This window comes from Aliihoeflea sp. PC F10.4 (assembly GCF_054612275.1).
The window spans coordinates 3104361-3116603 of sequence record NZ_JBTSWH010000001.1 but is presented as its reverse complement, the minus strand read 5'-3'; the positions used below and the strand labels follow the sequence as shown (position 1 = coordinate 3116603).

Sequence of the window (12243 nt, the reverse complement as noted above, 5' to 3'; positions counted from 1 at the left end):
CAATGCGGCTCCCGACGTGGTCCGCAAAATCGTCTGTCGGCGCATAAACCTTTTTGATTCAAAACCTTTTGCTGCGGCCGCCGATTTCGTTGTGGGGCGCAAAAAAAGAATCACAAAACCGGCTTGACTCTTTTGCCCCAACAAGGGGTGCAGCCTTTGCTGGGCGGCCCTGAAAGCACCCCGAGTAACATGTTGAAAATAAAGAGAAAAACATGCCGCCTCCGAAGGTGAGGTTGACGTAACGCCAAAGCATGCCGGCTACCGATACGTAATGTATGATTCGGTTGCTGGTTCTGGCGTATATGGTCAAAATCCGTGCCGAATAACGGGATATGAGACACAAAAAACCCGGCTCGAGGCCGGGTTTTTCCAAAAGTCGTGCGCAGTATGCCGCGATCAGGCCTCAAGCGCCTTGACGCGGTTTGCGAGGCGCGAAACCTTCCGCGAGGCGGTGTTCTTGTGGAACACGCCCTTCGAGGCGGCGCGCATCAGCTCGGGCTGGGCCGCGCGGAATGCTTCCTGGGCGGCTGCCTTGTCGCCGGATAGCAGCGCTTCCTCGACCTTGCGAAGGAAGGTACGAACGCGCGAGCGGCGGTTCTTGTTAACAGCCGTGCGGGCAGCGATCTTGCGCGTAGCCTTTTTGGCCGAAGACGTATTGGCCATCGAATGCCTCTCTTCAGTGTCTCTTTGTGTGGATGCGCCGAACGGATCGAGACCGGGCACAAAAACAAGTGGGGCAGCCCGTAAGCTGCCTCAGTCGTGAGGGCTTATACTGGAGGCGCCCCCTTGCGTCAACGCTCATCACATCACTGATTGCGGAAATTCGCAGAGCGCTTTTCCGAGAAGGCCGCCATGCCTTCCTTCTGGTCCTCCAGCGAGAACATCGCATGGAAGACGCGGCGTTCGAAGCGAAGCCCCTCGGTCAGCGTGGTCTCGTAGGAGCGGTTGACGGCTTCCTTGGTCATCATGACGGCGGGCAGCGAAAGGTCTGCGATCTTCGTGGCGGCCTTGATGGCCTCCTCGATCAGTTCGCCCGCCGGTACGACGCGCGAGACGAGGCCGGAGCGTTCGGCTTCGGCCGCATCCATCATGCGACCGGTAAGGCACATGTCCATCGCCTTGGACTTGCCGACGAAGCGGGTGAGGCGCTGCGAGCCACCCATGCCCGGCATGACGCCGAGCGTGATCTCGGGCTGGCCGAACTTGGCGTTGTCGCCCGCAATGATGAAGTCGCACATCATGGCAAGCTCGCATCCGCCGCCGAGCGCATAGCCGGAGACGGCGGCGATGATGGGCTTGCGGATACGCACCAGCGCATCCCAGCCCGAAAAGAAGTCCGACATATACATGTCGATATAGGATTTGGGATGCATCTCCTTGATGTCGGCGCCGGCCGCGAAGGCCTTTTCGGAGCCGGTCAGGACGATGCAGCCGATTGCGGGGTCGGCCTCGAAAGCTTCTGCGGCCGCGACGACGTCGACCAGAACCTGCGAGTTGAGCGCGTTGAGCGCCTTGGGGCGGTTGAGCGTGATCAGACCGACCTTGCCGCGCGTTTCGACCAGAATGGTTTCGTAGGTCACGTATTTTCCTCCTGACAGCCGGGTGGGGCGTTACCTTCGGAATAGCTAACGCTGGCAGGCGGAGCAATAGAAGGTCGAGCGTCCCGACTGCACAACCCGTTTGATCGTACCCATGCAGCCCGCGCGGCGACAGGGCTCGCCCTCGCGGTCGTAGACGTTGAAGGAATGCTGGAAATAACCGAGCGAGCCGTCCGTTAATTGGTGGTCGCGCAAGGTCGATCCGCCCGCTGCGATGGCGTCGGCAATGACGGCGCGCACGGCATCGGCAAGACGGGCCGCGCGTTTGCCCGTGATCGTCCCGGCCATTCGGCGCGGAGAAAGGCCGGCGCGCCACAGCGCCTCGCACACATAGATATTGCCGAGACCGGCGATCAGGCGCTGGTCGAGAAGAGCAGCCTTCAGCGGCGCGCGCCTTCCGGCAAGCAGGGCGGAAAGGACGGTTCCGTCGAGTGCGTTGCCGGTCGGCTCGATGCCGAGTCCGGCGAGAAAAGGATGCTCGTCGAGCGCGGCTTCTTCGGCGAATGCCATGAAGCCGAAACGTCGCGGGTCGTTATAGACGACGCGATATTTTCGTTCGGCATTGTCGAGATGGAAAACGACGTGGTCGTGTGCGGCAAGCTTGGAGCGCTCGTGATGGAATGCGCCCGGCGTCGTCGCGCCGTCATCGTCATAGACGCGGAACGATCCCGACATGCCAAGATGCGCGATCAGAACCGGGTCGGCGTCGAGATGGATGACGAGGAACTTCGCCCGCCGTCCGACCGAAACGATGCGCCGCCCCGTCAACCGCTCGGTAAAATGCGCGGGAAACGGAAAGCGCAGATCCGGCCGGCGCTGCTCGACACAGACGATGCGCGCGCCTTCCATGACGGGCGCAAGTCCGCGCCGGACGGTTTCGACTTCGGGCAGTTCAGGCATCGGCGCTGATGAGGTTGTAGAAGGACTTTCCGTACGGGCCGGGCGCAAGGCGCAGATGCTCGGCGATGGTCTCGCCGATATCGGCGTAGGTCGAGCGCACGCCGATCGGTCCTGGCTTGAGGTCTGGTCCCGATCCGATGATCGGCACCTGTTCGCGCGTGTGATCGGTGCCGCGGAAAGTCGGATCGCAGCCATGGTCTGCAGTGAGGATGAGGAGATCGCCCGGCCGCAAAGCCGCGAAAGCCTCCGGCAGCCGGGCATCGAACGCCTCCAGTGCGGCCGCATAGCCAGCGACATCGCGCGTGTGGCCGAAAAGCGTGTCGAAATCGACGAAATTGGCGAAGACAAAATCGCCGTCCTTCGCCTCAGTGATGGCCTCAAGCGCGGCGTCGAACATCGCCATATTGTCGGGCGCCTTGCGCAGATGCGTGACGCCGCGATGGGCGAAGATGTCCCCGATCTTGCCGACGGCGAGCGACCGGCGGCCTGCCGCAACGACGCGGTCCATCAGCGTCGGCTCTGGCGGCGGCACGGCGAAATCGCGCCTGTTGGCGGTACGCTTGAAGGTAGCAGTGCCTTCGCCGACGAATGGACGCGCAATCACACGGCCCACATTGAGCGGATCGACGAGTTTGCGCACGATCCGGCACAGATCGTAAAGCCGCTCCAGCCCGAAATGTTCTTCGTGCGCGGCGATCTGGAAGACGCTGTCGACGGATGTGTAGCAAATCGGCTTGCCCGAGCGCACATGCTCCTCGCCGAGACGGGATATGATTTCGGTGCCCGATGCGTGGCAGTTGCCCAAGATGCCGGGCAGGCTGGCCTCGCGGATGATCGCCGTGACGAGACCGTCCGGAAAGGCCGGGACGGTACCGGGAAAATAGCCCCAATCGAACGTGACCGGCACGCCGGCCATTTCCCAATGGCCAGACGGCGTGTCCTTGCCGCTTGAGATTTCCTGTGCCGATCCGAAGAATCCGCCGCTTGTCGCCTCGTCCGAAAAAGGTTGCTCTGCGGCGAGCGCAGCGGCATTCGAAAGACCGAGCCAGTTCATGTTCGGCAGTTTCAATGGTCCGCTACGCAGGCCCTCGCGGTCGCCGCCGCCCGCCGCACATCGCGCCTTGATGTGGCCGAACGTGTCGGCTCCTGCGTCGCCGAAGCGTTCGGCGTCGGGCGCATGGCCGATCCCGAAGGAATCGAGCACGAAAAGAAAAGCGCGGCGCGTTTGCATGTGTCCCATCGGTCGCTGACGTTGCGGTCAGATAGGGTCGGCACGTTATCGTTGCAAATGCGCAGAAGCCATCAGCATCTTTCGCACCGTATCTCGCCGCCGTTTCGTGGCCGGAGATAGGAAAGTTCGGACATGGAGATATTGTCGAATGCGGAGGCAAGGCCGAGTGCGGTCTTCTGCTCGGTCGTCCAGGCAATGACAGGGCGATAGTTCAGCTTCGTCGTTACGCGAACGAGATAACGTCCGCGCTCCATCAGCTCTTCAGGCACCATGACTTCGGTGTTCTGGCTGATGCCGGGCTTCTTCGTCGATCCGTCGAGCTGTCTCGACCATTTGATGAACGCCTTGGTCGGGTTCGCCTTGTCCTCGACCTGAATATGCTCGATCAGGATCGTGGGGCGCGAGCGCCCGTAGGGCTGGATGATGGCGGCGCCAATATCCAGTATGCCGTCGATCTCGCCGGGTGAAATGGGGTTCTGCTGGGCGACGAGATCGCCGACCATGCTGGAAATGCGCCCGATTTTCTTGTTGGTCTCGATCGCCTGCGAGACTTCCATGGTCATGAAGTAGAGGATGAAAAGGATCGGCGCGACGAAGGCGAATTCGATGGCCGCGACACCGCGCCTGTCTCGCCAGTGCGATTGGATCAGCCTGGAAAACGAAAGCATGGGTCTGACCTCAATCCGGATAGGGTTCGTTCTGCCAGGTCACCATCGCAAAATGCAGCACCTTGCCGCCGCTGAGATTGGACATGGAAAGGCGCATCAGATCGGTGATGATCGGCCATTTGTAATAGACGCGCAGTGTGTTCTTCGAACCCGCCCCGCCCGCCATCGATCCGAAACTGTTGGTGTCGAGGTCACCGTCCCTGATCGGCGTGCCGCTCGAACTGGCGTCCGCGAAATTGTTGAAGGTCTGCAGATCGACCGAAAGGCCGGGGCAGCCTGCGCTCACCATGATCTGCATGCGCTCGCACACCATCTCACGCAGCCGGACGGCTTCTGCCGACGACTGGTTCGGATCGGAAGGAGACCGTTCCTGTCCCGTGCGGTAAAGCCGTGCGACATCGTCGGCCGCATTGGTCATGACCTGCTGGGCGGCGAACGAAATGCAGCTTTCCAAAATGGCGAAGACGAGCAGCACGAAGGGGATGACGAGTATGGAGAATTCGATCGCCGTCGAGCCGTCCTGCCGGCGCACGAACCGGCGCAGCAGCGGCAACCCGGCGCGTCTGCGCGTTCTCAAGATGCTGGATGACATTGCCCGACCCGCCTGTTGAACCCCGGTGCACCCTAGCGAAGCCACGTTGAATTCCCGTTGTAGCGATCGCGATAATTCGTGGTGCCGTGTTAACCGGTGATTCAGGGCGTGCCGACCGCATTGTCGGAAGCGGATTCGGCCGACGTCACATAGGCCGCTTCGCAAACGGGTGTGCAGGACAGCGTCTGGACGTTGGCGCGGCGATAGACGCGAACCGAATTGACCGACTGACGCGAAACGGTGATCTGCTCGTCGACGATGGTGCTGCCGTTCTGGTCGATCACGACGAGGTTCGTCACGCCGAAGCCCTTGCCGGTCAGGATCAGCGTCGAAGCGTCCTGAACGGAGGCATCCGCGATTTCGGGATTGCCGACGATGATCGTGTCGGCGTTTCCCGAAAGCTTGACGATCTTCGCCTGGTTGACGAGCACGGAAATGCCCTCGGCGAAGGCGCTCGAAGCGGAAACGGCGGCGGTGCCGGCGATCACAAGGCCGGCGAGCATGCGAAAGGAACGATCGGACAGCGACATGCGGGGCCTCAATGCAGGAATGTTCATGTCAAGATGAACGGGATTGGTGAATTCGCGGTTAATCGGCGTCAGTGCGACTTGCGAGCCAGACAAAATGTCGGCTTTCACTTCATCAATGCTTAAGCGTGAAGCGCTATGCTGCCTATCGTTGAAGAGGAACCAGCATGGTCGAAGCACTCGTTCTTGTCGTCTTTCCGTTCTGCATGGCCTATGCGGCCATCTCCGACATGATCACGATGACCATCGCCAACCGGGTTTCGCTGCTTCTCGTCGCGGCCTTCCTTATTGTCGCGCTGCTTGCCGGCATGCCATTGGGGCTGATTGGCTTTCATCTTCTTGCAGGCGTCATCGTCCTTGGCGTGACGTTCATTCTGTTTGCGCTCGGAACCATGGGCGGCGGCGACGCCAAGCTTCTCGCCGCAACGGCGGTGTGGATGGGGCTTGGAATTTCGCTCGCCGAATATGTGGTGATCGGGGCCGTCTTCGGCGGTGTGCTGACGCTATTGATCCTCATCTACCGCAATTCGCCCATTTCGGACGTGACGGGCAATTTTATTCTTCTTCGCAAGTTCTCAGACCGCCGCGTCGGTATTCCCTACGGCGTCGCACTCGGGCTTGCGGGACTGGTGGTTTTCCCCACTTCGCCCATGGGCGTTTGGGCGATCGAATCGCTCGCGCGCTGACGGGTCTCGACACCAAGTCGGAACGACCCGGTCAACGGACTGTTAAGTATAGATTTAAGTCCACCGTTAACCTTAATTTGACGATTGCTGTGTGAATGTCCGCCCTGACTGAAAAGCAATTCGCCGGGCTAGGGGGCGCGGGACATGGCTCCATCGAGGATCATCATTCTTGGCGTCGCGGTCGTCGCCGCGGCCGGTGCCGGGCTCATCGCCCGGAACCTCGCCTCGCAACCGCCTGAACAGGTCTTTCTGGAGGCGGCAGCGCCAGAGCCGGCCATCCGGCTCACCGAAGTTCTGGTCATGAACGGCGACGTGCCGATGGGCGCGGAACTCGGTTCGCAGCTTTCCTGGCAGTCCTGGCCGTCGAGCAACGTCTATGACTACTTCATCCGCAGGGATGAAGAGCCGGATGCGCTGGAAGACCTCTCACGCTCGATTGCCCGCGTGCCGATCTATGCTGGCGAGCCGCTGCGCCGCTCCAAGCTGATCGGCGAGGGGCAGAGCTTCATGTCCTCGATCCTGCCGAGCGGCAAGCGCGCCATCGCCACCCGCATTTCAGCCGACACGTCCGCCGGCGGCTTCATTCTGCCCAACGATTATGTCGATGTCATCATGACACGCCGTCAGGCCGACAGCACCGGTGCGGAGGGCTATGCGACCGAGACGATCCTGCGCAACATCCGCGTCCTCGCCATTGATCAGGCGATCCAGGAGGACGAGGAGGGCCGCCGGGTCAAGGTCGGCGAAACGGCAACGCTGGAACTGACGCCCGAGCAATCGGAAATCATCACCGTCGCGCAGCAGATGGCCGACAGGCTGAGCCTTGCGCTGCGCTCGGTCGTCGATGCGCAGGAGCAGGTGACCGAACAGGCAGATCACCTTTTGTCGGGCAGCGGCCGGCGCGGTTCCATACGCATGATCAAGTCTGGCCAGGTTTCCGAAGTGGGAGCACCTCAATGATCGCATCCGTCAAATCATTGCTGATCGGGACGGCTCTCGCGCTCGCCATCGGTCTGCCGCTGGGAGGTGCCGGCCTGCTGGCCTCGGCCGGAAGCGCACAGGCGCAGATCAACGTCGCCTCCAAGGGCGCGACCAGCCAGCGCGTCAAGCTCGGCCTCAACAAGTCGGTCGTGATCGACCTGCCCTCCGACGCCTATGACATTCTGGTCGCCAACCCCTCCGTTGCGGATGCGGTGACGCGCACATCGCGTCGCATCTATCTCTTCGGCAAGCAGGTCGGCGAGACGAACATCTTCGTCTTCGGCGCCAATGGCGAGCAGATCGTCTCGATCGACCTTTCGATCGAGCGTGACGTGGCCGGCCTCGAAGACCATCTGCGGCGTTTTCTGCCGAACTCCAACATCCGTGTCGAACTGATCAACGACAACGTGGTTCTGACGGGAACGGCCGAAACGCCGCTCGATGCCAAGCGCGCAGAGGAAATCGCGACGCTGTTCGTTTCGGGCGGCGAGGCGACGACCGGGCAATATGCGCAGACAGCGGCCGGCGGATCGTCGACCGGAGGCGTCGACATCAACAATCCCGATGGCCAGCGCCGCTCCAGCCGGATCGTCAACATGATCCAGATCGTCGGCGAGGATCAGGTGACCCTGAAAGTCACCGTCGCAGAGGTCTCGCGCAACGTGATGCGCCAGCTCGGCGTCAATCTGATCGGCCAGATCGACGGTATGTCGTTCAACACGCTCGGTTACCCGGCCAACCCGCTGGAAATCGCAAGCGGCCTGTCGAATGCTGCGGTCGGCATCGGCGGCGGGTCGAGCCAGCTGGCCGGCTATCTGCGGGCGATGGAGCAATCGGGCGTTCTGCGCACGCTGGCCGAACCGACCTTGAGCGCGGTTTCCGGCGAAATGGCGCAGTTCCGCGTCGGCGGCGACTTCAACCTCATCACGACCGAAGTCATCGACGGCGTGAGGCAGCAGACGCTGACGCCGATCGAATACGGCATCGGGCTCGAATTCCAGCCGACCGTCCTGTCGCCGGGCCGGATCAGCCTCAAGGTTCGCACCGCCGTTTCGGAACTGACGACGGAAGGCGCGGTCCAGTTTCAGGACACCGTCATTCCCGGCGTTCGCAAGCGTCTTGCCGACACCACGGTCGAACTGCCGTCTGGCGGTTCCATGATGATCGCCGGCCTCGTTTCCGACAATATCCGCCAGCAGCACACCGCGTTTCCGGGGCTGTCCAAGGTTCCGGTTCTGGGCGCGCTCTTCCGCTCGCGCGAATTCGTCCGCAACGAAACCGAACTCGTCATCCTCGTGACGCCTTATCTGGCGCGGCCCGTCGCACGCAACGAACTGGCTCGCCCGGACGACAATTTCAACCCGGCATCCGAAGGTGCAGGCACGTTCCTCGGCCGCGTCAACCGGGTCTACGGGACCATGAAAACCGATCGGCCCGCCGGCCGCTACCACGGCGTGGTCGGGTTCATCTACAAGTGAGCGGGGACCGAACGATGTCTTTGATGCAATTCTCCCCAACCTCGCGGTCGATGCGCGCCATCCTTCTGGCCGGTGTCGCCACGATGCTGGCTGCCTGCGCCCAGACCGACAGCGTCCATGTCGGCTCGATCCCCGACGACTACCGGACCAACCACCCGATCGTCATCCAGGAAAAGCAGGAAACGATCGACGTTCCGGTCGGCGTCAACGATTACGACGCCACCAGCATCCAGCGCGCGGCGCTGACCGGGTTCATGGCAAGATACGACACGGACGCCGCACCCATGGTGCAAATCCTCGTGCCGTATGGCTCAGCCAATTCGGCGGCAGCGGGGCGCATTGCATCGCAATTCGCCTCCCAGATAAAGAGAAACGGCGTTCCGCAAAACCGCGTGGTGACCCAGCATTATCAGGCACCGCCGGAAGCCGTCGCGCCGATCCGCCTGAGCTACGCCAATATGCGTGCGCAGGTCGCATCGGATTGCGGCCGCTGGCCCGAAGACATGAACGCGCGCGTCGACAACAAGAACTGGACGAATTTCGGCTGCTCCTACCAGAACAATCTGGCAGCGCAGATCGCCAATCCGGCCGACCTCATCACGCCGCGCGCCCGTACGCCGATCGATGCGGAAAACCGGTCGAACGCGATCGATCAGTACCGCAGCCGTCAGGTCTCGCCGACGTTCCGCGGCGCATCCGAACTCGAATACCAAAGGTAAGGGTGGACGACGTCATGACCAATTTGGCTTACACCACCGACCCGAGCGAGGCGATCGTTTCCGACGAGACGCAGATGCGGGATCTGCGGCCCGTACCGCGCATTTCGGTTCAGGCGTTCTGCGAAACGGAAGCCGTCGCGCGTCCGATCGAACGCGCCGCCGAAGACCGGCGCATGGCGAAAGCGCATGTGAAGGTTCACATGGGCGGTCTGCCGACGGCCATCGAGTTCTATCACACTGCGCCGACGCCCAATCTGATCATTATCGAGACCCGCGACGAGCCGCGCTCGCTGATGGCGAAGCTGGAGCAGCTCGCCGCCGTCTGCGATCCTGCGAGCAAGGTTGTCGTCATCGGCCATCACAACGATGTCGCGCTCTACCGCGAACTGATCCGCTTCGGCATCTCCGAATATGTTGTCGCGCCGATCTCCATGGCCGACATCGTCAACGACATCTCCAAGATTTTCATCGATCCGGAAGCCGAGCCGATCGGGCGGTCGATCGCTTTCATCGGTGCTAAGGGCGGCGTCGGTTCATCGACCATCGCGCACAACATGGCCTGGACCATGTCGAAGCTGTTCCAGTCCGAAGTGGTCGTCGCCGACATGGACCTTGCCTTCGGAACCGCGAACATCAACTTCGATCAGGACCCGGCACAGGGCATCGCGGAAGCCGTCTTCTCGCCCGAGCGGGTCGATGAAGTCTATCTCGACAGGCTCCTGTCCCAATGCGCCGAGCGGTTGTCGTTGCTGGCGGCTCCATCGACGCTGGACCGCGTCTACGATTTCGACGCCGACGCGTTCAAATCGATCATCGAGACCGCGCAGCGCAGCGCGCCGACTGTGGTGCTTGACGTTCCGCATGTCTGGACAGGCTGGACGCGCCAGACGCTCGCACAGGCCGACGAGATCGTCGTTACCGCGACGCCGGAACTGGCGAATTTGCGCAACACGAAGAACCTGATCGACATGTTGCGCAAGCTGCGGCCGAACGATCCGCTGCCCAAGCTCGTGATCAATCAGGCGGGCGTCGCCAAACGCCCCGAGATTTCTGTCGACGATTTCGCCGAACCGCTTGGCGTCGTCCCGCTCGCCGTCATTCCTTTCGAGCCGCAGCTTTTCGGAAACGCGGCCAATAATGGCCGGATGCTCGGCGAGACGGATGCGCAGCATCAGGTCGTCCAGATCATGAACGACATCGCTTACGTCCTGACGGGGCGCAGCGAGATGAAGACGAAGAAAAAAGCCGGTCTGACTGGTCTCATCGACAAGTTGAAGCGCAAGAAGGCCAGCGCGTAGCCGCGCGGCCGATCGGGAACATTTTCGGCCTGTGAAAACAGAGCCAGAGGCAGGCGGGCGACTTTATGTTTGGCAAGCGCGGAAATGATGGCGGAAGCCGCACGATCCCCGAATTTCGCGAAGCACCGGCGAAGGCCGCGCCCGCTGCCGAATCGTTGACGCTCGACGAGCGGCCTGCCGACAACGCACCTGCACGCCGGCAAGTCGATCCCGCGCCGCCGCTGGCGCCTGAGCCAAAGCGCACGGCAGCGTCCGCGCGTCCGCGTTCGGACAATTACTACGACACCAAGAGCCAGGTCTTCTCGGCGCTGATCGACACGATCGACCTTTCGCAACTCGCCAAGCTCGAACCCGACGCCGCGCGCGAGGAAATCCGCGACATCGTCAACGACATCATCGCGATCAAGAATTTCGCCATGTCGATCTCCGAGCAGGAGGAACTGCTCGAGGATATCTGCAACGACGTGCTCGGCTATGGCCCGCTGGAACCGCTTCTAGCACGCGACGATATCGCCGATATCATGGTCAACGGCGCCACGCAGGTCTTCATCGAAGTCGCGGGACGGGTCGAGCAGACGTCGATACGCTTTCGCGACAATTTGCAGCTTTTGAATATCTGCCAGCGCATCGTCAGCCAGGTCGGCCGACGTGTCGACGAATCCTCGCCGATTTGCGACGCGCGCCTGCCGGACGGCAGCCGTGTGAACGTCATCGCACCGCCGCTCGCCATCGACGGCGCTGCCTTGACGATCCGAAAGTTCAAGAAGGACAAGCTGACACTCGACCAACTCGTGCGCTTCGGGTCGATCTCGCCCGAGGGTGCGGAGCTTCTCAAGGTGATCGGCCGGGTGCGCTGCAACGTCATCATCTCGGGCGGCACCGGCTCGGGCAAGACGACGCTGCTCAACTGCCTGACCAATTACGTCGACCGCGACGAGCGCGTCATCACCTGCGAGGACTCCGCCGAGCTTCAGCTTCAGCAACCGCACGTCGTGCGCCTCGAAACCCGCCCTGCCAATCTTGAGGGCGAGGGTGAGATCACCATGCGCGACCTCGTCAAGAATTGCCTGCGCATGCGTCCCGAACGCATCATCGTCGGCGAGGTGCGCGGACCCGAAGTGTTCGATCTGTTGCAGGCGATGAACACAGGCCATGACGGCTCGATGGGCACGATCCACGCCAACAACCCGCGCGAATGCCTGAACCGCATGGAATCGATGATCGCGATGGGCGGCTTCACGCTGCCGCAAAAGACAGTGCGCGAAATCATCGTCGGTTCGATCGACATCATCATCCAGGCAGCGCGCCTGCGCGACGGATCGCGCCGGATCACGCATGTCACCGAGGTGATCGGCATGGAAGGCGACGTCATCATTACCCAGGACCTGATGACCTACGAGATCAGGGGTGAGGACGCCAACGGGCGGCTGATCGGCTCGCATGTCTCGTCCGGCGTCGGACGACCGGCATTTTGGGACCGCGCCCGCTACTACGGCGAGGAAGCGCGCGTGGCCGCGGCCCTCGAAGCGATGGAAGCAAGCCAGTGACCGGGATTCGGGGAGCGC

Annotated in this window: 13 protein-coding genes; 6 read left to right on the top strand and 7 right to left on the bottom strand. The window is 62.0% G+C overall.

Features of this window, described 5'->3' with window-relative positions; genetic code table 11:
• Window positions 1-396: 396 nt before the first annotated feature.
• From rpsT to ACX82Z_RS15580, 7 genes are all read right to left on the bottom strand, one after another.
• On the bottom strand, window positions 397-663 hold the full coding sequence (rpsT, locus tag ACX82Z_RS15610; RefSeq protein ID WP_252925997.1) for a 30S ribosomal protein S20: 267 nt from the start codon (window positions 661-663) through the stop codon (window positions 397-399).
• 143 nt (window positions 664-806) lie between these two features.
• The gene (locus tag ACX82Z_RS15605) at window positions 807-1580 is read right to left on the bottom strand and encodes an enoyl-CoA hydratase (RefSeq protein ID WP_459589997.1); all 774 of its coding nucleotides are present in this window, start codon (window positions 1578-1580) and stop codon (window positions 807-809) included.
• A gap of 45 nt (window positions 1581-1625) precedes the next feature.
• Window positions 1626-2498, bottom strand: coding sequence for a bifunctional DNA-formamidopyrimidine glycosylase/DNA-(apurinic or apyrimidinic site) lyase (gene mutM / locus ACX82Z_RS15600; RefSeq protein ID WP_459589996.1), 873 nt, complete (start codon window positions 2496-2498; stop codon window positions 1626-1628).
• Window positions 2491-3729 (bottom strand): phosphopentomutase, encoded by a 1239-nt coding sequence (locus ACX82Z_RS15595; RefSeq protein WP_459589995.1) that lies wholly within the window; start codon window positions 3727-3729, stop codon window positions 2491-2493. Before ACX82Z_RS15595 ends, mutM begins: the two co-directional genes overlap by 8 nt.
• Before the next feature lie 71 nt (window positions 3730-3800).
• Window positions 3801-4397 carry a TadE/TadG family type IV pilus assembly protein gene (locus ACX82Z_RS15590; RefSeq protein ID WP_459589994.1) on the bottom strand — a complete coding sequence of 199 codons (597 nt, stop codon included), beginning with the start codon at window positions 4395-4397 and terminating at the stop codon, window positions 3801-3803.
• Window positions 4398-4407: 10 nt separating this feature from the next.
• On the bottom strand, window positions 4408-4989 hold the full coding sequence (locus ACX82Z_RS15585) for a TadE/TadG family type IV pilus assembly protein (protein ID WP_459589993.1): 582 nt from the start codon (window positions 4987-4989) through the stop codon (window positions 4408-4410).
• 101 nt (window positions 4990-5090) lie between these two features.
• Window positions 5091-5519, bottom strand: a complete 429-nt coding sequence (locus tag ACX82Z_RS15580) for a pilus assembly protein N-terminal domain-containing protein (protein ID WP_459589992.1) — start codon at window positions 5517-5519, stop codon at window positions 5091-5093.
• 164 nt (window positions 5520-5683) lie between these two features.
• Here ACX82Z_RS15580 and ACX82Z_RS15575 point away from each other — a divergent pair, with 164 nt between their 5' ends.
• The 6 genes from ACX82Z_RS15575 to ACX82Z_RS15550 all read left to right on the top strand — a co-directional run bounded on the left by ACX82Z_RS15575 (window position 5684) and on the right by ACX82Z_RS15550 (window position 12225).
• The gene (locus tag ACX82Z_RS15575) at window positions 5684-6202 is read left to right on the top strand and encodes an A24 family peptidase (RefSeq protein WP_459589991.1); all 519 of its coding nucleotides are present in this window, start codon (window positions 5684-5686) and stop codon (window positions 6200-6202) included.
• 144 nt (window positions 6203-6346) lie between these two features.
• Entirely contained in the window at window positions 6347-7162 is an 816-nt protein-coding gene (gene cpaB, locus ACX82Z_RS15570; protein ID WP_459589989.1) for a Flp pilus assembly protein CpaB, read from the top strand.
• Window positions 7159-8661, top strand: a complete 1503-nt coding sequence (locus tag ACX82Z_RS15565; protein WP_459589988.1) for a type II and III secretion system protein family protein — start codon at window positions 7159-7161, stop codon at window positions 8659-8661. The genes cpaB and ACX82Z_RS15565 overlap by 4 nt, the downstream gene beginning before the upstream one ends.
• A gap of 14 nt (window positions 8662-8675) precedes the next feature.
• A complete protein-coding gene (locus tag ACX82Z_RS15560) occupies window positions 8676-9380 on the top strand; it encodes a CpaD family pilus assembly protein (RefSeq protein ID WP_459589987.1) in 705 nt (234 codons plus the stop codon).
• 14 nt (window positions 9381-9394) lie between these two features.
• Entirely contained in the window at window positions 9395-10678 is a 1284-nt protein-coding gene (locus tag ACX82Z_RS15555; RefSeq protein WP_459589986.1) for an AAA family ATPase, read from the top strand.
• Between the two features lie 65 nt (window positions 10679-10743).
• A complete protein-coding gene (locus tag ACX82Z_RS15550) occupies window positions 10744-12225 on the top strand; it encodes a CpaF family protein (protein WP_459589985.1) in 1482 nt (493 codons plus the stop codon).
• Window positions 12226-12243 lie beyond the last annotated feature (18 nt).